The sequence below is a fragment of the Mycolicibacterium palauense genome, assembly GCF_002592005.1.
In the GTDB taxonomy this organism is placed as follows: domain Bacteria; phylum Actinomycetota; class Actinomycetes; order Mycobacteriales; family Mycobacteriaceae; genus Mycobacterium; species Mycobacterium palauense.
In genome coordinates this window covers 21,936-42,885 of sequence record NZ_NVQF01000024.1, presented here as the reverse complement: position 1 = coordinate 42,885, position 20,950 = coordinate 21,936, and the positions used below count along the sequence as shown (strand labels likewise).

Here is a 20,950-nt window from a genome sequence, read left to right as displayed (position 1 = left end):
TCGGCACGAGCGCAATCGAGGGCAGAGCAATGAGTCTGTACGCAGTGGTCGATCCGGCGACCGGTGCGGTCGTCGCGGAGTATCCGACGGCCACCGACCAGCAGATGGAGCAGGCGCTGGCCTCGGCCGCCGGGGCCTACCGGACCTGGTCGAAGACCTCGACGCTGGCCGAGCGCGCCGCGCTGATCCGCGAGGTCGGCCGCCTGCACGCCGAGCGTAAGACGGAGCTGGCCGAGATCATCCACCGCGAGATGGGCAAGCCCATGGATCAGGCCGAGGGCGAGGTCGAGTTCAGCGGGGCCATCTACGAGTACTACGGCGACAACGCCGAGAAGTTCCTCGCCGACGAGCCGATCGATCTGCTCGACGGCCAGGGCAGCGCGCTGATCCGGCGCAGCCCGGTCGGGGTGCTGCTGGGCATCATGCCCTGGAACTACCCCTACTACCAGGTCGCGCGGTTCGCCGGCCCGAACCTCACACTGGGCAACACCATCGTGCTCAAGCATGCGCCGCAGTGCCCGGAGTCCGCGGCGGCCATCCAGCAGATCTTCGACGACGCCGGCTACCCGCCGGGCGCCTATGTCAACGTCTACGCCACCAACGAGCAGATCGCGCAGGCCATCGCCGACCCGCGGGTGCAGGGGGTGTCGCTGACCGGGTCCGAACGCGCCGGGGCCGCCGTCGCCGAGATCGCCGGTCGCAACCTGAAGAAGGTGGTGCTCGAGCTCGGCGGCTCCGACCCGTTCATCGTGCTGAGCACCGACGACCTCGACGCGACCGTCGAGGCGGCGGTGGCCGGCCGGTTCGAGAACACCGGGCAGGCCTGCAACGCCGCCAAGCGCTTCATCGTCGCCGGTGAGATCTACGACGAGTTCCTGGAGAAGTTCACCAAGAAGGTGCTCGAGGCCGCCGACGGGCTCACGCCGCTGTCCTCGGTGACCGCCGCGAACCGGCTGGCCGAGCAGGTGGACCGGGCGGTGGCCGACGGCGCCACGCTGGTCTCGGAGGGGCAGCGCACCGGGGCGTTCTTCCCGCCGGGGGTGCTCACCGGTGTCTCGCCGGAGTGGGCGTCGGCCAAGGAGGAACTGTTCGGGCCGGTGGCCACCGTGTACCGGGTGGACTCCGAGGACGAGGCGGTCGAGCTGGCCAACGACACCCCGTTCGGCCTGGGCTCCTACGTGTTCAGTACCGACGCCGAGCAGGCCCGCCGGGTCGCCGACAAGATCGACGCGGGCATGGTCTTCGTCAACGTCGTCGGCGCCGACGGCGTCGAGTTGCCCTTCGGCGGGGTGAAGCGCTCCGGCTTCGGTCGGGAGCTGGGGCGCTTCGGCATCGAGGAGTTCGTCAACAAGAAGCTGATCCGCATCGGCTGACACCCGCCGCCCGCGGGCGTTGACAAATTACGTTACGGTACGGAACATAAGTGGTGTGAACGGGATCACACCGCTGTGACCGCGCCGGGGCGCCCCCGCGACCCCCGCACCCGGCAGGCGATCGTGGCCGCCGCCCGCCGACAGCTCGCCGAGGACGGCTATGACCGGGTGTCGGTCGAGTCGATCGCCCGCGAGGCCGGGGTCGGCAAGCCCACGGTGTACCGGCGCTGGCCCTCCAAGGCGCACGTGGTGTTCGACGCGGTCTTCGGCGAAGCGCAGGCCGACACCGAGATGTTCAGCGACACCGGCGATTTCGAGGCCGATCTGCGCCGCTTCGTGCGTGCCGTGTTCGGTTTCTGGGGCGACCCGGTGGTGGCGGCCGCGACGATGGGGATCCTGGCCGAGCGGCACCGGGACCCCGAACTGTCCATCCGCGCACAGCAGCTGCTCGACGAGCGCACCCGCGCGGGCTTCGCCACGCTGGTCGCCGCCGGGGTCCGGCGCGGCGTGCTGGCCGCCGAGGTCGACGCCGAGATGCTCTACCACCTGCTGGTCGCCACCGGCCTCTACGCCACCCAGGTGCTGCACACCGACCACCCCGACGCCGTCGTCGATCGCCTGTGCGCGCTGGTGCTGCAGGGAGCGCGCGCGAGAACCGAAGGAGCCCCGTGACTTCCAGCGAGACATCTCCCGAGACCTCCCGGCACGGGGCCGACGGCGCACTGTCCGCCGCCTACGGTGCTCTGCTCGACGAGGTCCGCGGCTTCGAGCAGACGCTGCGCGAGGCCGACCCGCCGCTGCCCGAGGCCGACCTCCTCGACGGCTACCGGCTGGCCTTCACCCTGCTGCGGGTCGCCCTCGACGCCTACGTGTGGGGTGACAGCGCCCGCCCGCGGCTGGTCGACGTCTCCGGCCCCAACCTGAAGTGGGGCGGCGACAATTCCGATGCCTACTACCAGCTCTCACCGCTGGACCCCGCGCGCACCTACCGCGTCACCGGCAACCGCGGCGACGCGGTGTACCTGTCGATGACGGTGTACGGCGGTCCCGACGACGGGCGCTACAGCGACCGGATCGTGGCCACCATCAACGACCGCGACCTGCAGTTCGACGCCGAGGGCAATTTCGCGTTCACCATCGCCGCCGCCCCGCAGGAGGGCCCCTGGCTCAGGCTCGAACCCGACGCCGTGTTCGCGCTGACCCGCGACTACGTGGACAACCGGGACACCGACCGGCGCCCGGTGTGGCACATCGAGGCGCTCGACCCGCCGGCCCGCCGCCACGACGACCGCCCGGACCTGACCCGGCGGATGACCGCCGCGCGGACCTGGCTGCGCGAACAGTTCGCGATGCTGCCCGTGCGGGTGCAACCCCCCAACGAGATCGCCGAGCCCTATCCGGTGCCGAGCCAGACCTACGGCTGGGCCGCCGGTGACGCCGCCTACGCGATGGGCGCCTACGACCTGCAACCCGGGCAGGCGCTCGTGGTCGAGGGCACCTCACCGCCGTGCGTGTTCTGGAACCTGTGCCTGTGGAACCCGTTCCTGCACACCTACGACTACACCTACGAACCGGTGACCATCAACGGCGCCCACATCGACCACGAGCCCGACGGCTCCTGGCAGATCGTGATCGCCGAGGACGACCCCGGGCACCCCAACTGGGTGTCGACCGCGGGCCGCCGGCAGGGACTGATCTGGCTGCGCTGGTTCCTGCCCGAGCGGACACCGGCGCGCCCGCGCTGCCGCGTCGTCGAACTCGGGGACGCCCGGCGATGAGCGCACCCACGCGCCGCGACGCGCAACGCCCGGCGCCGATCAGACTCACCGACCTGGCCGATCCCCGCTTCCCCGAGGCCGCGATCCCCGTCCGCGCGATGCTGGCCGACTACGGCGCGGCCCTGACGCTGACACCGCGGGCGCTGCGCGCCGCGGCGCAGGAACGGACGGGGCTGAGCGACTGGGGCGACCCGGGATTCGCCGAACGCCTGGACGTGTTGTGCGCCAGCCTGCGCGACGAGGCCGGGCTGTCGGCCGCCGGGGTGGCGGTGGTGTTCGAGCAGCTGGTGGGCAACCTGGTCAACCGGCTGCGACTGCAGGACCTGTTCACCGCCCACCCGGAGATCGACGACGTGGTGATCGACCGCCCGATCATCGTCTGCGGGCTGCCCCGCACCGGAACCACCCACCTGCACAACCTCATCGCCGCCGATCCAGCGCTGCGCCACCTGCCCTACTGGGAGAGTCTGGAGCCCGTCGCCGCCCCCGACGATCTGCTCGCCGGCCGCGGCGAGCAGGGCCGTCGGGAACGCTGCGCGGCCGGCCTGGAACTCGTCGACGTCTGCATGCCCGAGTTCAAGCGCATGCACGAGATGACCGTGGATCACGCGCACGAGGAGATCCAGCTGCTGGCCAACGACATCTCCGGGATGCTGTTCGAGACCACCTATCGGGTGCCGGGCTTCTCGGCGCACTACAAGGCCCACGATCAGGGGCCGTCCTACCGTTACCTCAAACGCACGCTGCAGGCGCTGCAGTGGCTGCGCGGCGGCACCCGGTGGGTGCTGAAGTCGCCGCAGCACCTCGAACAGTTCCCCACCTTGGTGTCCACCTTCCCCGACGCGGTTTTCGTTGTCACCCATCGTGATCCGGTGGAGGTGACGCTGTCGATGGCGACGATGATCGGCTACGCGTCGCGGATGGGCGCCGAGCATCCGGACCCGCACGCGATCGCGGCCTACTGGCTGGACCGGGCCGAGGACCTGCTGGGCGGCTGTGTGCGCGACCGCGACGTGCTGCCGGCCGGGCAATCGGTCGATGTCGCCTTCGACGACTTCATGGCCGACGAGGAGGGCACCGTGGCGGCGATCTACGAGCTGGCCGGGCAGCCCTTCGACGCCAGCGCGCGCACCGCCATGGCGCGCTTCCGCGCCGAGCACCCCCGCGGCCGCTACGGCGGCGTCCTCTACCGCCCCGAGGACGTCGGCCTCGACGTCGCCGAGGTGGCCCGCCGGCTCGCCGGCTACCGCGAACGCTTCCTGGCCTGAGCTCTCTCCGACGCCGGCGCCCGAATCCGCATACCAACCGGCGGGGGCGGGGTACTAATGGCTTCATGCAACTCATCTCGCCCGTCGACTCGGTGTTCCTGCTCGGAGAGTCGCGCGAGCACCCCATGCACGTCGGCGGCCTGCAACTGTTCGAGCCGCCCGCCGGCGCCGGACCGGACTTCGTCCGCGACCTGCACGAGCAGATGGTCGCCTACACCGACTTCCAGCCCACCTTCCGCAAGCACCCGGCCACAGTCCTGGGCGGCATCGTCGATCTGGGCTGGACGCTGGACGACGACGTCGACCTCGACTACCACCTGCGGCGTTCGGCCCTGCCGCGCCCCGGGCGGATCCGCGATCTGCTGGAACTGATCTCCCGCGTGCACGGCACCCTGCTCGACCGGCACCGGCCACTGTGGGAGGCCTACCTGATCGAGGGGCTGCCCGACGACAGGTTCGCCGTCTACACCAAGGTGCACCACTGCCTGCTCGACGGGGTGTCGGCGCTGCGGCTGGCCGAACGGACGCTGTCGACCGACCCGGAGGAGACCGAGGTCCGGGTGCCGTGGAGCCTGCCGCCGCGCGAGCGCCCCAAGCGCTCGCTGCCGGCCTCGGCGGCGAACCGGGCCCTCAGTACTCTCGGCGGCACCCTCGGCGGTGCCGCCGAATCGCTTGCCGGGCTGGCTCCCTCGGCGTTGACCCTGGCTCGCGCCGCCCTGGTGGAACAGCAGCTGACCCTGCCGTTCCGCGCGCCCAAGACCATGTTCAACGTCAAGATCGGCGGGGCGCGCCGGGTGGCCGCACAGTCCTGGCCCCTGGAACGCATCCGCCGGGTGAAGGCCGCCGCCGGTCCGGTGACGGTCAACGACATCGTGCTGGCCATGTGCGCCGGTGCGCTGCGGATGTATCTGCAGGAACAGAACGCGCTGCCGGACGCCCCGCTGGTGGCGATGGTTCCGGTGAGCCTGCGCACCGAGGCGGAGGCCAACGCCGGCGGCAACCAGGTCGGCACCATCCTGTGCAACCTGGCCACCGACGTCGAGGACGCCGGTGCGCGGCTCACCGCGATCGGCGAGTCCACCCGCGGCAACAAGAAGGTGTTCTCCGAGCTTCCGCGGCTGCAGGCGCTGGCGTTGTCGGCGCTGATGATCGCGCCGCTGGGGCTGGGATCGGTGCCGGGATTCGTGGCCTCCGCACCGCCGCCGTTCAACGTCGTGATCTCCAACGTGCCCGGCCCGAGTCAGCCGCTGTACTGGCAGGGTGCGCGGCTGGGCGGCCACTACCCGTTCTCCATCGTGCTGGACGGGCTCGCACTGAACATCACGCTGGTCAGCAACAACGACCACCTCGACTTCGGCCTGGTGGGGTGCCGGCGCAGCGTCCCGCACCTGCAGCGGCTGCTCAACCACCTCGAGGACGCGCTGAAGGACCTCGAACGCGCCGTCGGCGCCTGACCGTGCCGCGGCGCAGCGCCGGTGTCCTGCTCTACCGGTACGAGGGGCCCGAGAAAGGCCCCGGAAAAGGCCCCGGAAAAGGCCCCGAACTGCAGGTTCTCCTCGCGCACCCGGGTGGGCCGTTCTGGGCCCGCAAGGACGAGGGGGCGTGGTCGATTCCCAAGGGGGAGTACGACGAGAGCGAGGATCCCTGGCGGGCCGCCCAGCGGGAGTTCGCCGAGGAACTCGGTACGGGCCCACCGGCCGGACCGCGGATCGACCTGGGGGAGATCCGTCAGGGCGGCGGCAAGGTGGTGACGGTGTTCGCGGTGCGGGGCGACCTCGACGCCGCGGCGATCGTCAGCAACACCTTCGAGCTGGAGTGGCCGCGCGGATCGGGCCGGCTGCGCGAATTCCCCGAGGTGGACCGGGCCGGCTGGTTCGGCCTTGACGAGGCCCGGGCCAAGCTGCTGAAGTCCCAGCTGCCGGTGCTCGACCGGCTGCTCGTCGCCCTGCGGTGACCGGGGGCGCCGACGACGATCGCCCCGCCGGCTCCTGGACAGCGGCGGGGCGATCGCGGTGGAGATCTAGTGGAGCTCCCGGAGGCACCCGCTACGGGCAGGTGACCACGATTTCGAAGGGCTTCTTCATCGGCTCCAGCGGATTGGACATGTCCACGCCGGTGGCCGTGCCGGTGATGGTGTAGGTGTTGCCGTCCTTGGTCGCGGTGGCCTCGCCGCCGGGTGCGCCCTCGGCGTAACCCAGGGCGACCCCGTTGACGTTGCCCAGCCCAACCTGCTTGACCTGGGGAGCATCACCCTCGGTGACCTGGGCACCGAGACCCCCGGTCGCGTTGCCGATGGCGATCTGCACGTTGCCGCCGACGTTGGTGCACATCACGCTGCCCTCGACCGTCTGCTCCTGACCGTCGATGGTCACCTGGGTGGCGCCGGCGGCGCTGCCGGTGGCCGGTGCCTCGGTGGTGCCCTCCGCCTGGGTCTCGGTCGTCGTCGCGGTGGTCTCCTCGCTGGTCGAGGTGCTCGATGTGTCGCTGGAACAGCCAACCAGACCCCCGACCACGACCGCCGCTGCACCCACGGCGATCACAAGACCATGTTTCCTGCCATGTCTCATGCCACGCGTCATCTGGTCACTCCTCACCTTCCGGGCCCGGCCACCATGGACGGACCTGGGTGAAGTATCGGACCCCCATGACCCGCGGGTGCCGCGTTTCGGCGAAATCTCTTCCGGCGGTCCAGCGGCGATCGCACCGGAAATACGCGGCGGCGGGCCGGCTCAGCTAACGGCGAGGAGAACCCGTCAGCAACCCACCTTGATGGTGTAGTCCGCCTCGGTGGTGAAGCTGGGCTCGGCGGTGTCGAAGCCGCGCGCGGTGCCCGTGATGACGTAGGTGTTGCCGGTCATGCTGACCTCGGCGGTGCCCTGCAGGTCCTGGTTGTAGCTGCCGGTGAAGCCGCCGAGATCGGTCAGACTCACCGTCCTGGCCACCAGGCCGTCGGCATTGGAGACGAACGCCGAGGACCCCGAGGCCTCGTTGCCGGTGGTGATCATCATCAGCGAGCCGGCGGGCGTGCATTGCACGGTCTTGAACGGGCCGAGGTCGGTGTCGTTGACGGTGATCTGCGCGGTGCCGGAGACCAGGGCGCCAGGCGGGGGTTCCTGCGGGGCCGGCTTCGACGAGCAACCAGTGGCCGCTGCGGCGAGCACCGCACCGACGGCCACGGTCTGGATCAGCGGTTTGTGCACGCCGACGAATCTATCCCGTGAAGCGCTGTCACGGACCGCTTTCAACGTGGCGGACGCATCGGCCGGGCGTCTCTAGACTGGGAGGACACGCCCGGGACAGGCCCGCGGCCACAGGTTCGTGAGGTTGGACCGTGACTCTGGACCCCGGGACACCGTCGCTGGCCGATCCGGTGGCGGCGATCGCCGCGGGCCCGGCGGGCCCGCGGGTCGGGGCGTTCTTCGACGTCGACGGCACCCTCGTGGACGGTTTCACCCCCGTCGCCCACGCCCGGCACCGCATCCGCAACCGGCAGGCCACGATCGGTGAGGTGCTCGGCGTGGTCGAGGCCGCGGTGCGCTACCGCCTGGGCCGGATGGAGTTCGACCGGCTGGTGGTGCGCGCGGGCGGTTACCTCAGGGGTACCCCGCTGGCCGAACTCGAGGAGCTCGGCGAACAGCTGTTCCACCGGCACAACCGGGTCCGGATGTTCCAGCAGATGGAGAAGGTGGTCGCCGCCCATCAGCGCCGCGGACACACCGTGGTGCTCAGTTCGTCGGCGCTGACGGTGCACGCGGTGCCGGTCGCCCGGGCGCTGGGCGTCGCCCATGTCATCTGCAACCACTTCGAGGTCGACGAGCGCGGCCGGCTGACCGGGGGGATCGTCAAACCGATCATCTGGGGCCGGCGCAAGGCCGAGGCGGTGCGGCGGTTCAGCGCCGAGCACCGGGTGGAGCTGCCCGACAGCTACTTCTACGCCGACGGCGACGAGGACGCGCCCCTGATGCATGAGGTCGGCAATCCGCGCCCGGTGAATCCGCGCCCGGGGCTGGCCGCGGTGGCCGCGCGGGCCGGGTGGCCGGTGCTGCGGGTGACCCGCCCGGGGCGCCGCGGCGCGGCCCGGTGAACGTTATCCACAGGGGTTATCCCCAGTGTGGATGAATGACACCGTTGTGATTCCCGGCCGGTTCGGGCCGACCCGCGGCCGGGGCGCCCACCCCCGATCCGGTTGAATACCGGCGTGGGTGAATTCTTCGAGGTGGTCGACACCCTGCCGGGCCGGCGCGGACGAACCGGGGTGATGCACACCCCGCACGGCGACATCCGCACCCCCGCGTTCATCGCGGTCGGCACCAAGGCCACCGTCAAGGCGGTGCTGCCCGAGACCATGGCGGACCTGGGTGCCCAGGCGGTGCTGGCCAACGCCTACCACCTCTACCTGCAGCCCGGCCCGGACGTCGTCGACGAGGCCGGCGGGCTGGGCACGTTCATGAACTGGCCGGGACCGACGTTCACCGACAGCGGCGGATTCCAGGTGCTGTCCCTGGGGGCGGGGTTCCGCAAGGTGCTGTCGATGGACGCCAACCGCGTGCAGGCCGACGACATCATCGCCGAGGGCAAGGAGCGGCTGGCCCGCGTCGACGACGACGGGGTGACCTTCACCTCGCATCTGGACGGGTCGCGGCACCGGTTCACCCCCGAGATCTCGATGCAGATCCAGCACCAGCTCGGCGCGGACATCATCTTCGCCTTCGACGAGCTGACCACCCTGGTCAACACCCGCGGCTACCAGGAGACCTCGGTGCGCAGAACCCACGACTGGGCGCTGCGCTGCCTGGTCGAGCACGCCCGCATCGCCGAGTCCGACCGACGTGCGCGGCCCGACAAGCCGCCGCAGGCGCTGTTCGGTGTGGTGCAGGGGGCCCAGTACGAGGACCTGCGCCGGGCCGCCACCCGCGGTCTGGTCGGGCTGGACACCGGCGGGGGGTTCGACGGTTACGGCATCGGCGGCGCGCTGGAGAAGCAGAACCTGGCGACCATCGTCGGCTGGGTCGTCGACGAGCTGCCCGAGGACAAACCCCGGCACCTGCTGGGCATCAGCGAACCCGACGACCTGTTCGACGCCGTGGCCGCCGGCGCCGACACCTTCGACTGCGTGTCCCCGTCCCGGGTCGCGCGCAACGCGGCCCTCTACGCGCCGACCGGGAGGTTCAACATCACCGGCGCGCGCTACAAGCGGGACTTCACTCCCGTCGACGCCGACTGCGACTGCTACACCTGCGCCCACTACACCCGCGCGTACCTGCACCACCTGTTCAAGGCCAAGGAGATCCTGGCGTCGACGCTGGCCACCATCCACAACGAGCGGTTCATCATCCGGCTGGTCGACGCGATCCGCGACGCCATCACCGACGGCACCTTCGACGAGCTGCGCGCAGACTTCCTGGGGCGCTACTACCGGCGCTGACCTGCGGGTTCTGTGGCTCGTGCAGAATGAGATCATGCCTGGCGCACCGAATCTGGCCGAACCCCAACACCTTCTCGCGCGGCTGCTGGATCCGGCCAGCCGTGCCGATCCCTACCCGGTCTACGACGAGATCCGCGATCTGGGCCCGCTGCGGCTGCCCGAGGCCAATCTCGTTGTGTTCTCCCGCTTCGCGGACTGCGACGAGGCGCTGCGGCATCCCTCCTCGGCCAGCGACCGGCTGAAGTCCACCGCTGCCCAGAAGGCCATCGCCGAGGGCGCGGCGCCGCGCCCGTTCGGCACGCCGGGCTTCCTGTTCCTCGACCCGCCCGACCACACCCGGCTGCGCAAGCTGGCGCAGAAGGCGTTCTCGCCGCGCGTCATCAAGGCCCTCGAACCCGACATCGCCGCCATCGTCGACGCGCTGCTGGAGCCGATCGCCGAACGCGGCCGCTGCGACCTGATCGCCGACCTGGCCTACCCGCTGCCGGTCGCGGTCATCTGCCGGCTCCTCGGGGTGCCGTTGGAGGACGAACCGCTGTTCAGCCGCGCCTCGGCGCTGCTGGCCCAGGGGCTGGATCCGTTCCTGGCCTTCACCGGCGAGGTCTCCGAGAACTTCGAGGAGCGGCTGGAAGCCGGCCAGTGGCTGCGCCGGTACCTGGGCGAATTGGTCGACCAACGGCGCCGCGAGCCCCGCGAGGACCTGATCTCGGAGCTGATCGCCGCCGAGGAGGACGGCGATCAGCTCACCGAGGAGGAGATCGTCGCGACGTGCAACCTGCTGCTGATCGCCGGGCACGAGACGACGGTCAACCTGATCGCCAACGCGGTGCTGGCCATGCTGCGTCACCGCCAGTACTGGAGCGCGCTGGCCGCCGACCCCGGCAAGGCCGCGGCCCTGGTGGAGGAGACCCTGCGCACCGATCCGCCGGTGCAGATGACCGGCCGGGTCGCCGCCGAGGACATGGAGATCGGGGGCACGCCGATCCCCAAGGGCGACACCATGATGCTGTTGTTGGCCGCCGCCCAGCGTGACCCGGAGTTCTACGACCGGCCGACGGTGTTCGACCCCGACCGCGGCGCGATCCGTCACCTGGCCTTCGGCCTCGGGCCGCACTTCTGCCTGGGCGCCCCGCTGGCACGGCTGGAGGCCGGCATCGCATTGTCGGCGCTGACGGCGAGGTTCCCGGCGGCCCGGCTCGAATCCGACCCGGTGTACAAGAGCAACGTCACGCTGCGCGGGATGTCCGTCCTGCCGATGGCGCTCTAGCACCCCATCCCGCGGCACCCGTCCTGCCGCACCCGTCCCACGGCACCCGTCCTGCCGCACCCGTCCTACCGCACCGAGTGTGCGCCCAGACCGGCCGAACGCCGTGCGGAGCGGTCTGGGCGCACACTGGGTGCGCTCCGGCCCGGACGTCTCAGCGGGGGATGGCGGCGGCGAGCCGGTTTCGGTCGACGGCTCCCTTGGGCGTCAGCGGCAGCGCGTCCACCCGTGTGATCCGCACCGGTACTTCGTATTTCGCCAGCCGCCGGCCACAGAACTGCAGCAGCGCATCGGCGTCGAAGCGTTCTCCGTCGCCGAGGACCACCGCCGCGGCGACCTGCTCGCCGTAGATCTCGTCGGGAATCCCGAACGCGGCCGCCTGGACCACGCCCGGGCAGGCCAGCAGCACGTCCTCGATGTGTTCCGGGGACAGCTTCTCCCCGCCCCGGTTGATGACGTTCTTGATCCTGCCCCGCAGCCGCAGCGCCCCGTCCGGGCCGAGCGCTCCGAGATCCCCGGTGCGCAACCAGCCGTCGACGAAGGTGGCGGCGGTGGCGGCCTCGTTGCCGAGGTAGCCGCGCACCACACCCGGCCCGTACACCCAGACCTCACCGGTGGTTCCGGCCGGGCAGTCCGCCCCGTCCTCGCCGACGATGCGTACCCGGGTGCCCGTCGGCACACCGACGGTGTGTCGCCGCACCTCGGTGTCCGATGACGGGGTCACACCGCACGCCTGGTGGGTCGCCTCGGTCATCCCGTAGGCGGGCAGCACCGGTGCCTGCCACCGCTCCTCGAGCCGTTCGGCGACCGCGGGCGGCAGCGGTGCGCTGCAGCTGCGCAGGAACCGCAGGGCGGGCAGGGGGTCACCGGCGGGCAGGGTCTCCAGCAGGATCTGGTGGATGGTCGGCGCCGCGGTGTACCAGGTGGCCCCGACGGCCAGCGCGTCGCCCAGGAACGTGCTCGGCGAGAACCGCCCCTTCGCCGGCAGCCCCACGCAGCCGCCGGTGACCAGTGTGGCCAGCAGGCCCGCGATCAGCCCGTGTCCGTGAAACATCGGCATCACCGCGACGGTGGCGTCCCCGGGCCCGAGGTCATAGGTCTGCGCCACCGCGGCCACCGACGCGGCGATGTTGTCGTGGGTCCAGGGCACCAGTTTCGGGAGTCCGGTGGTGCCGGAGGTGAACATCACCAGGGCGTCGGCGGCGGTCAGCCCCGCGACCGGGGCCGCCGGCCGCGGCCGGTCACCGGTGAGGGTGCAGCCCCGGTCGGGTGTCCGCAGGCCCAGGACGAGCTCCGGGCAGTCGCCGGGATGACCGGGCACGTCGGTCAGGATCGCCTGTGCGCCCAGGCGCTGCATCCGGTGCTGCTGCTCGGCGGGTTGCAGCGCCGGATCCAGCGGCGCGGTGACCAGCCCGGCGCGGGCCGCCGCCAGCAGCCCGATCACGAATTCGGCGCCGTTGGCGCAGCGCAGTCCCACCACGGCGCCGGGGGACAGGCCGTATCCGCCCAACGTGTCGGCGGTGTCGGCCACCGCCCGGGCCAGCTGCCGGTAGCTGACCCTGCCGGCCGGGCCGGGCAACAGCAGCGCGGGAGCGTCGGGCCGCGCGGCGGCTTCCCGGTCGGCCAGGGTGGCGAGCAGGCCGGCCGGCACGGTGTGTGGGGGTGTCGGATTCGTCATCGGTTCTCCTGGCCGGGGATCAGGCCGTCGTCGTCCGCACGGGGACGGTGACACGCGGGTTGAGGTTGGTCAGGTGTCCGCTCTCGGTGCCCGCGGAGGTGTCGAGCTCGCAGTCGATGAGCACCGGGCCCGGGTCGGCGAGTGCGGCGGTCAGGGCGGCGGTCAGCTCGTCTGGCGTGCGCACGTGGTGGCCGGTGCCGCCGAAGGCCTCGATGATCCGTTCGTGGTGGGCGCCGGGGCTCAGCACGGTGGGGGCCGGGTCGGTACCGGTGGATGCGACCTCGTCGCCGCGGTAGACCCCGCCGTTGTTGAAGACCACGACCACGACGGGCAGCCGGTAGCGGCAGATGGTTTCCATCTCCATCCCACTGAACCCGAACGCGCTGTCGCCCTCGATCGCGATCACCGGCCGGCCGCTCTGCACCGCCGCGGCGATCGCGTACCCCAGGCCCACGCCCATCACCCCCCAGGTGCCGCAGTCCAGCCGGTGCCGGGGGAGCTGCATCTCGATGACGTTGCGGGTGATGTCCAGGGTGTTGGCGCCCTCGTTGACGAGGTAGACCTCCGGGTGCCGGCGGACCACGGCGCGCACCGCCCGCAGCGCGCTGTAGAACCGCATGGGCCGGGGATCCTCGGCGAGCCGGTGCTCCAGCGCGGCCGCGTTGCGGGTGCGGCGGGCGTCGAGCTCCTCGCGCCAGCCCGTGGGGCAGTGCACCGGCACCTCGTGCAGCCCGGCGGACAGCGCTTCGACCGTCGAGCAGATGTCACCGGCCAGCGGGACGGCCGTGGGCTGATTGCTGTCGAATTCCGCTGCGTCCACGTCGATCTGGATGAACTGTGCCGACGCGGACCACTGCGGGGACGCGCCGTGGCCGAGCAGCCAGTTCAACCGGGCACCCACCAGCAGCACCACGTCGGCGCGGGACAGCGCCAGCGACCGCGCCGCCGCCAGGCACTGCGGGTGATCGTCGGGCAGCAGGCCCTTGGCCATCGCCATGGGCAGGTACGGGATGCCGGTCTGTTCCACGAAGTCGCGGATCTGATGCTCGGCGCGCGCGTAGGCGGCCCCCTTACCCAACACGATCAGCGGCCGCTCGGCCGCGCCGAGCAGTCGCAGCGCCGCCGAAACGGCTGCGTCCGAGGGGGATTGCCGCGGCGCCGGGTCGACGACCCGCCACACGGTGGCCGCCCCGGCGGCGGCGCCCATGCTCTGACTCAGCACGTGCGCCGGGATGTCGAGGTAGACACCGCCGGGCCGGCCGGACACCGCGGTGCGGATGGCCCGGGCGATGCCGCGGCCGATGTCCTCGATCCGGTCGATCCGGTAGGCGGCCTTGGCGAACGGTCGCGCCGCGGCCAGCTGGTCGAGCTCCTCGTAGTCGCCGCGCTGCAGGTCCACCAGGGCGCGATCGCTGGAACCGGCGATGTGCACCATCGGGAAGCAGTTCACCGTGGCGTTGGCCAGGGCGACCATGCCGTTGAGGAATCCGGGGCCCGAGACGGTCAGGCACACCCCGGGCCGGCCGGTGAGGAATCCGGCTGCCGCGGCGGCGTGCCCGGCCGCCGACTCGTGCCGGAACCCGATGTAGCGGATACCCGACGCCTGCGCCAGCCGCGCCAGGTCGGTGACGGGGATCCCGACCACGCCGTAGATGACGTCGATGTCGTTGAGCTTGAGCGCGTCGACCACCAGATGGAATCCGTCGGTGACGGACTCCGGGCGGTCGTTGCCGGACTCGGTGGCGTTCATGGGCCAAGTCTGCACGCCCGCAGCCGGATCCACTACGAAACCAGCCGGAGACCTCGCTGGGGGTTAGCCCCCAGCCGCGGCGGATGTCACCGGGATGGTGACCTCCAGGGTGGTGCCCGCACCGGGTTCGCTGACGATCCGCAACCGGCCCGACTGCGCCTCGATGCGGTCCTTGAGGCCGATCAGCCCCGAACCGTGCCCGGCGGCCGCGCCCCCCACCCCGTCGTCGGCGATCCGCAGATACAGCCCGGCGGTCGGCCCGGTGCGGTCGGCGTGCACGTCGATTCTGACCTCGGAGGCCCGGGCGTGTTTGGCCGCGTTGGTCAGTGCCTCGGCGATCACGTAGTAGGCGGCGACCTCCACCGGCTCCGGCAGGCGTTCCTGCACGCCGAGGTCGCCGAGTTCCAGCAGCACCGGCACCGCCGAGCGCCGTGCCAGGTTCTTGATGGCGGGCCCGAGCCCGCCCCGGGACAGGATCGCCGGATGGATGCCCCGCGACAGCTCCTGCAGGTCGGAGTGCAGGCTGGCCAGGCCGTCGACGATCTGCGCCAACTCGGCCCGCAGCGTGGGCAGTTCCTCGGGCAGCCCCGCCTCCAGCGCCCGAAGCTCCAGCCCCAGCGACACGATGCGCTGCTGGGCGCCGTCGTGCAGGTCGCGTTCGAACCCGCGCCGGGCCTGGTCGGCGGCGGCGACGATGCGCGCGCGCGACGCGGTGAGCTCGGCGCGGGTCTCGGCGTTGGTGACGGCGGTGGCCACCAGGTCGGCGAAGTCGGCCACCCGGTCCTCGGTGCGGCGCGGCAGCGGCTCGACGGACTCGGTGTCGACGATGAGCGCACCCCACACCGCGCCGTTGACGGTGATCGGCGCGCCCACCCCGGAACGCAGGCCCATCCGGCGCAGCCGCGCGGCGGTGGCTCCCGCCGCCGCGCCGTAGTCGTCGATGCGCGAGGGCTGGGCGCGGTCACGCACCCGCGACGCGACGGTGTCGCCGTCGAGCGGGATCACCTCGCCGGTCGGCCGGCGGCGCTCACGCTCGGCGTCGTGGGAGGCCACGATGACACAGCCCTGCGGGCAGTAGCGCATCAGGTTGACGTGGTGGACGTCGAGCCCGTGGGCGACCTCGGCCACCGCCGCGGGGTAGACCTCGTCGGGGGGAGCGCCCCGGGCGACCAGGGTGGCCACCCGCCGCAGTGCGGACTGCTGATCGGCCAGCGCCCGCGTCTGGGCGTGGCTGGCCGCCAGCTCGGCGCTGATCCGCTGACGGTCGCGCGCCGCGGCCAGCAGCGCCTCCAGCGAGGGCAGCATGCGGTGCACCCGCTGCAGGGCGGCCGGGGCCAGATCCTGTGGCACCAGCAGTGCGCCGCCCGGGCTGGTGGCGTCCCGCAGCGGAATGGTGGTGCAGTGGTGCCCGTCGACGCCCGGGGTGCCGTCGTCGAGCCGCAGGACCGCGAACGGGATCTCCAGCACCTGGGCCAACCGCTGACCGGCGCCGCGCAGCGCCGAATCCAGGTCGGCGGTGCGCAGCATCAGGCGGGCCAGCTCGGCGGCGAGATCGGCCTCGGAGCGCCGCTGAACCGCCTCGGCGGCCCGCAGCCGGGCCTGCCCGACGAGAACGTTGGTCAGCAGCGCCAGCGTCAGGAACACCACGACGGCCGGCGCCAGGCTCTCGCTGCCCTCGTGAGCGTGAAACCACACGTAGGCCAGGGCGCTGGCCAGCGAGGTCGCCACGGCCAGGCCGAAACCCCACCCCGCCGAGACCACCAGTACCCCGAGCAGGAACAGTGCCCCGAAGGCATTGTCCGGCGCGATCCGTTTCAGCAGATGCACCACCGCGATCTCGGCGCCGATGAACCCCAGAGCCGTCACGACCCCCCAGATCAGCGGGGGCGGTGTGGGCCGCAGCACCACACGCAGCAGCCGGCCGCGCAGCGAATCGCCGCGCGGCGCCGCCTCGACCGTGGGTGCGGACCCGGTGCCGTCGGGTCGGGGTTTCCGTGGGTGAAAGGTGATTTCCCGATGCTAGTGGCTGCGCGGGGGGTGGGAAATTGCTGCTAGCGGTAATGCCGGGCCGCGGCCGGTTCTGTCATGCTCGCAGTATGTTTCGCTCGTGGGGTTCGGCATGCGCTGCCTGATCGTCGATGACAGCGCCCAGTTCCGCACCACCGCCGGCACCATCCTGCAGCGCGGTGGGATCGACGTCGTTGGAATGGCATCCAGCATCACCGAGGCGCTCGAGCAGTACCGCACGCTGTCGCCCGACGTCACCCTCGTCGACGTCGACCTCGGAGCCGAGAGCGGGTTCGACCTCGTGCGGGCGCTGCACGACGCCGGGGCCCCGGCGTCGGCGCTGATCGTGATCTCCACCCACGCCGAGTCGGACTTCGCCGACCTGATCACCGAGAGCCCGGTCGCGGGATTCCTGCCGAAGTTCGCCTTCTCGCCGCGCGCGGTGCGCGACCTCGTCGCCGGTGCCGCCGCCACGGGACAGCACGACAACCAGCCGGTCAGCGGGACTCCAGATACATGATCACCGCGCGCACCCGGCGGTGGTCGTCACCGGTCTCGGGCAGATCCAGCTTCGTCAGGATGCTGCGCACATGCTTTTCCACGGTGCCCTCGGTGACGAACAGCCGACGCGCGATCCCGCCGTTGGACAGTCCCTCGGCCATCAGCGTGAGCACCTCGTGCTCCCGGCCGGACAACGCCGCCAGCGGGTCGTTGCGGCGCCTGGCCGACACCAGCTCCTGAACCAGCGCCGGGTCGACCACCGAGGCGCCGTCGGCGATCCGGTGCAGGGTCGTCAGGAAGTCGTCGACGTCGGTGACCCGGGTCTTGAGCAGGTAGCCGACGGACCGCCCACCGGACAGCAACTCCATCGCGTGGTCGACGTCGACGTGCGCCGAGAGCACCAGGATCGCGGTCTCGGGCACCTCCCGGCGGATCACCGCGGCCGCATCGAGCCCCTCGGTGTGGTGGTCGGGCGGCATCCGGATGTCCACGATGGCCAGGTCGGGCCGCTGCCGGCGGACCAGGTCCAGCAGGTCCCGACCGTCACCGGCGGCGCCGACGACGTCGAAGCCGGAGCGCGTCAGCAGGCTGCTGAGCCCCTCGCGCAGGAGAACGTCGTCGTCGGCCAGCACCACGCGCGTGCCTGTCATCTGTCCTCCTGGGTGTGCCGCCCGATCCGGTGCACCAGTGTCTCACCTGGATGCGGGCGGGTCGGCCAGGACCGGTGGGGATTACCGCTAGCCGGTAGCGGCCTCGGTGGTCAACCCGAAGCCGGGTTGGGGGTCAGCGTCGACGACAACGCGCGACGCGCGGAGAAGAGTCGTCGGTGACGGCAGTACACAAACCTTGGCGCGGGAAAGGAACCGATCATGGGATACATCACCGTGGGACACGAGAACACCACCCCGATCGAGCTGTACTACGAGGATCACGGTGCGGGACAGCCGGTGGTCCTGATCCACGGCTACCCGCTGGACGGGCGCTCCTGGGAGAAGCAGGAACGCGCCCTGCTGGAGGCCGGATACCGCGTGATCGCCTATGACCGTAGAGGTTTCGGAAGGTCCAGCCAGCCCACCACGGGCTATGACTACGACACTTTCGCCCACGACCTGGCCGTGGTGCTGGAGACCCTCGACCTCGATGAGGTGGTCCTGATCGGCTTCTCCATGGGCACCGGCGAACTCGGGCGCTACGTCGGCAGGTACGGGGACGCGCGGGTGGCCAAGCTGGCCTTCATCGCGCCGTTGGAGCCCTATCTGCTGCAGGCCGAGGACAACCCGACCGGGCTGCCCCAGGACGTGTTCGACCAGATCACCGCCGCGGCCACCGCCGACCGCTACGCCTACTTCACCACCTTCTACCACGACTTCTACGCCCTCGACGAGAACCTGGGCAGCCGGATCAGTGAGGAGGCGCTGCGGCACAGCCACGAGGTCGCCGCCGCGGCGTCGTGGTTCGCCTCCTCGGCGTCCGTGGCCACCTGGCACGAGGACTTCCGCCCCGACGTGGCCGCGGTGGCCGCCGCCGGCATCCCCGCGCTGATCCTGCAGGGCACCGCGGACCGGATCCTGCCCATCGACGCCACCGGACGCCCGTTCGCCGAGGCGCTGCCGGCCGCGGAATTCGTCGAGATCGCCGGCGCCCCACATGGCATGGTGTGGACGCACGCCGACGAGGTGAACAAGACCCTGCTGGAGTTCCTGTCCCGCTGAGCAAAGAAAAGGAATTGAGGCCATGAGGATTTCGGGCAACACCATCTTCATCCCCGGCTCCACCACCGGTATCGGGCTGGCGCTCGCACTGGCCCTGCAGGCCAGGGGAAACACGGTGATCGTCGGCGGCCGGCGCTCCGAGCAACTCGACCGGATCCGTGCCGAGCACCCCGGCCTGGACGCGGTGCGCATCGACACCACCGACCCGGCCAGCGTCGAATCGGCGGCCGCCCGGGTGCTGGCCGACCACCCCGACCTCAACGTGGTGGTCGCGATGGCCGGAATCATGAAGGTCGAGGACTGGCACCATCGGGCGTCGTTCCTCGCCTCGGCCGAGTCGGTGATCACCACCAACGTTCTGGGACCGGTGCGGCTCATCGCCGCATTCATCGAACATCTTCAGACACAGCCGGATTCGACGATCATCACGGTCTCCTCCGGCCTGGCTTTCGCCCCGCTGAAGGCGACCCCGAGCTACAACGCCTCCAAGGCCGCGATCCACATGCTCAGCGAATCGATCCGGCTGCAGCTCGCCGACACCAGCGTCGAGGTCGTCGAACTCGTCCCGCCCGCGGTCCGCACCGCGCTGCTGCCGGGCCAGGAGGAGAGCGAGTTCGCGATGCCGCTCGACGAGTTCGTCGCGGAGGTCGTCGGCCTGCTGGAGACACAGCCGGACGCCCGGGAGATCCAGGTGCAACGGGTCAAGTTCCTGCGCTACGGCGAGGCCCGCGGCGATTACGACGACGTCGTGGCCACACTGAACGCGGCCGACCCGCACGGCGACTAGCTACGGGAGCAGCTGCTCGATCACCTCGTTGGCCGCCCGCTCACCGGCCTCCACCGCGCCCTCCATGTAGGCGCTCCACCGCACCGCGGTATCGGTTGAGGCCCAGTGGATGACGCCGACGGGCTCGGCGAGGGCCGAACCGTAGTTGGTCCACACCAGCGGGCCGAGGTTGGCGTTGTAGCAGCCCCGCGTCCATTGCCGGTCGGCCCACTCCCCGTCGACGTAGAGTTCCGGGTGCGCGGCCCGGGGGCCGAAGTGACGCACCAGCTCCGCGGTCATCGCCGTGCGCCGTTCGGCCTGCGGCAGCCGGCCGAAGGTGCGCGCCTGCTCGCCCTCGAGGAACAGCAGGATCACGCCGTGGTCGTCGCCGGGGATGCAGGTGTCGTTGGACATCCGTGCCGGTCCGATATCGGAGATGAACTGTCCGTTGAGGCCGTCGGCACGCCAGAACGGTTCGTCATAGACGAAGAACGCCTTCATCGCCGACGCGTTGGGCATCCGCTGGGTGAGCTGGTCGCGGATCCCCGACAGCGGCGGGTCGTACATGATCCGGCCGGCCAGGGTGGGCGAGATCGCGACGATGACCTGCCGGCCTCGCACGATCAGGCCGCCCCGGCAGTGCACCGTGACGCTGTCGGCGGTGTGCTCGATGAGCTGGACCGCGGCACCGAGCAGGATGTGGTCGACGATCAGGGCCGCCAACCGTTTGGGGATCTCGGCGGTGCCACCGACGAACCGGGTGGTCTGTGCGCCGCCCTCCGACTCGGCGAACAGCTCGGCGGTCACCCCGCAGGTCTGGATGGTGAACAGCAGATGCAGGAACGACACCTCGACCGTCGGCACCGCCAGGATGCCCACCGTGCAGATCTCCAGCAGTGTTCGGGCCACCGGCGACAGGCCCTGCCCGTCGTACCAGGCGCCCGCGGTGATGGCGTCCCATTCCGCGGCCCGCGGGGCCCGCCACGGCGCTTCGGGCGGCACCTCGGCGGCCAGCTCGTCGAGCAGTCTGAGCACGCGTTCGAGTTCGGCCAGCTCCGAGCCGAACCGCGCGTGGAACTCGTTCTCCCGCAGCACACCCGAGCCACCCAGATCGTAGGAGCTCTCACCCTCCTCGTACTGCGGGAAGGTCTGCACTCCCAGCTCGTCGGCCAGGGCGAACATCCGGTGGTGGGTATCGCCGATCCACTGGGCCCCCAGCTCCAGGGGCAGCCCGGGCAGCGGCTCCTCGGTCAGGATGCGGCCCCCCACCCGGTCGTCGGCCTCGAGGACCAGCGGCGAAAGGCCGGCGGCCAGGACCGTGCGCGCGGCGATCAACCCGGAGAGCCCGGCCCCGACGACGATGACATCGACCTGGCGTGTTGTCGCGGACATGGTCGCCACTCTCCCACAACCGGTGACGTTGCCGGC

Annotated in this window: 19 protein-coding genes; 12 read left to right on the top strand and 7 right to left on the bottom strand. The window is 71.2% G+C overall.

Annotated elements, in window-relative coordinates; all coding sequences use genetic code 11:
• The first annotated feature begins 29 nt into the window (after positions 1–29).
• The 6 genes from CSR00_RS12035 (at position 30) to CSR00_RS12010 (ending at position 6,373) form a co-directional block, all read left to right on the top strand.
• On the top strand, positions 30–1,373 hold the full coding sequence (locus CSR00_RS12035) for an NAD-dependent succinate-semialdehyde dehydrogenase (protein ID WP_099022630.1): 1,344 nt from the start codon (positions 30–32) through the stop codon (positions 1,371–1,373).
• A 75-nt stretch (positions 1,374–1,448) separates the two neighbouring features.
• Positions 1,449–2,045 (top strand): TetR/AcrR family transcriptional regulator, encoded by a 597-nt coding sequence (locus CSR00_RS12030; RefSeq protein WP_099022629.1) that lies wholly within the window; start codon positions 1,449–1,451, stop codon positions 2,043–2,045.
• Positions 2,042–3,151, top strand: a complete 1,110-nt coding sequence (locus CSR00_RS12025; RefSeq protein WP_245905962.1) for a DUF1214 domain-containing protein — start codon at positions 2,042–2,044, stop codon at positions 3,149–3,151. Before CSR00_RS12030 ends, CSR00_RS12025 begins: the two co-directional genes overlap by 4 nt.
• The gene (locus CSR00_RS12020) at positions 3,148–4,419 is read left to right on the top strand and encodes a sulfotransferase family protein (protein ID WP_099022628.1); all 1,272 of its coding nucleotides are present in this window, start codon (positions 3,148–3,150) and stop codon (positions 4,417–4,419) included. The genes CSR00_RS12025 and CSR00_RS12020 overlap by 4 nt, the downstream gene beginning before the upstream one ends.
• 65 nt (positions 4,420–4,484) lie before the next feature.
• Positions 4,485–5,873, top strand: a complete 1,389-nt coding sequence (locus CSR00_RS12015; RefSeq protein WP_099022627.1) for a WS/DGAT/MGAT family O-acyltransferase — start codon at positions 4,485–4,487, stop codon at positions 5,871–5,873.
• 2 nt (positions 5,874–5,875) lie between these two features.
• Positions 5,876–6,373: an NUDIX hydrolase gene (locus CSR00_RS12010; RefSeq protein ID WP_099022626.1), complete on the top strand. Its 498-nt coding sequence runs from the start codon at positions 5,876–5,878 to the stop codon at positions 6,371–6,373.
• 91 nt (positions 6,374–6,464) lie between these two features.
• On the opposite strand, the gene CSR00_RS12005 is transcribed toward CSR00_RS12010, so the two are convergent.
• Positions 6,465–6,986: a lipoprotein LpqH gene (locus CSR00_RS12005; RefSeq protein ID WP_099022625.1), complete on the bottom strand. Its 522-nt coding sequence runs from the start codon at positions 6,984–6,986 to the stop codon at positions 6,465–6,467.
• Between the two features lie 186 nt (positions 6,987–7,172).
• Positions 7,173–7,619, bottom strand: coding sequence for a lipoprotein LpqH (locus CSR00_RS12000; protein WP_328514705.1), 447 nt, complete (start codon positions 7,617–7,619; stop codon positions 7,173–7,175).
• A 137-nt stretch (positions 7,620–7,756) separates the two neighbouring features.
• On the opposite strand from CSR00_RS12000, the gene CSR00_RS11995 reads away from it, so the two are divergent.
• The 3 genes from CSR00_RS11995 to CSR00_RS11985 all read left to right on the top strand — a co-directional run bounded on the left by CSR00_RS11995 (position 7,757) and on the right by CSR00_RS11985 (position 11,111).
• Entirely contained in the window at positions 7,757–8,503 is a 747-nt protein-coding gene (locus CSR00_RS11995) for an HAD family hydrolase (protein WP_099022663.1), read from the top strand.
• Positions 8,504–8,617: 114 nt separating this feature from the next.
• Entirely contained in the window at positions 8,618–9,844 is a 1,227-nt protein-coding gene (gene tgt, locus CSR00_RS11990) for a tRNA guanosine(34) transglycosylase Tgt (protein ID WP_281259702.1), read from the top strand.
• Positions 9,845–9,878: 34 nt separating this feature from the next.
• Positions 9,879–11,111 (top strand): cytochrome P450, encoded by a 1,233-nt coding sequence (locus tag CSR00_RS11985; RefSeq protein ID WP_099022662.1) that lies wholly within the window; start codon positions 9,879–9,881, stop codon positions 11,109–11,111.
• 151 nt (positions 11,112–11,262) lie between these two features.
• Here the strand turns inward: CSR00_RS11985 and CSR00_RS11980 are convergent, their stop codons facing one another.
• The 3 genes from CSR00_RS11980 to CSR00_RS11970 form a co-directional block, all read right to left on the bottom strand.
• Entirely contained in the window at positions 11,263–12,786 is a 1,524-nt protein-coding gene (locus CSR00_RS11980; protein WP_099022624.1) for a FadD7 family fatty acid--CoA ligase, read from the bottom strand.
• A gap of 19 nt (positions 12,787–12,805) precedes the next feature.
• On the bottom strand, positions 12,806–14,536 hold the full coding sequence (gene oxc, locus CSR00_RS11975) for an oxalyl-CoA decarboxylase (protein WP_099022623.1): 1,731 nt from the start codon (positions 14,534–14,536) through the stop codon (positions 12,806–12,808).
• Positions 14,537–14,599: 63 nt separating this feature from the next.
• Positions 14,600–16,402, bottom strand: a complete 1,803-nt coding sequence (locus tag CSR00_RS11970) for a sensor histidine kinase (RefSeq protein ID WP_245905961.1) — start codon at positions 16,400–16,402, stop codon at positions 14,600–14,602.
• 241 nt (positions 16,403–16,643) lie between these two features.
• Between CSR00_RS11970 and CSR00_RS11965 the strand changes: the two genes are divergently transcribed.
• Positions 16,644–17,063, top strand: coding sequence for a response regulator transcription factor (locus CSR00_RS11965; protein ID WP_245905960.1), 420 nt, complete (start codon positions 16,644–16,646; stop codon positions 17,061–17,063).
• On the opposite strand, the gene CSR00_RS11960 is transcribed toward CSR00_RS11965, so the two are convergent.
• On the bottom strand, positions 17,041–17,694 hold the full coding sequence (locus CSR00_RS11960; RefSeq protein ID WP_099022622.1) for a response regulator: 654 nt from the start codon (positions 17,692–17,694) through the stop codon (positions 17,041–17,043). The genes CSR00_RS11965 and CSR00_RS11960 overlap by 23 nt on opposite strands.
• Positions 17,695–17,913: 219 nt before the next feature.
• Between CSR00_RS11960 and CSR00_RS11955 the strand changes: the two genes are divergently transcribed.
• Together CSR00_RS11955 and CSR00_RS11950 are read left to right on the top strand one after the other, a co-directional pair.
• A complete protein-coding gene (locus CSR00_RS11955; RefSeq protein WP_099022621.1) occupies positions 17,914–18,756 on the top strand; it encodes an alpha/beta fold hydrolase in 843 nt (280 codons plus the stop codon).
• Positions 18,757–18,778: 22 nt separating this feature from the next.
• Positions 18,779–19,543, top strand: a complete 765-nt coding sequence (locus tag CSR00_RS11950; RefSeq protein WP_099022620.1) for an SDR family oxidoreductase — start codon at positions 18,779–18,781, stop codon at positions 19,541–19,543.
• Here the strand turns inward: CSR00_RS11950 and CSR00_RS11945 are convergent, their stop codons facing one another.
• On the bottom strand, positions 19,544–20,914 hold the full coding sequence (locus tag CSR00_RS11945) for a flavin monoamine oxidase family protein (RefSeq protein ID WP_099022658.1): 1,371 nt from the start codon (positions 20,912–20,914) through the stop codon (positions 19,544–19,546).
• Positions 20,915–20,950 lie beyond the last annotated feature (36 nt).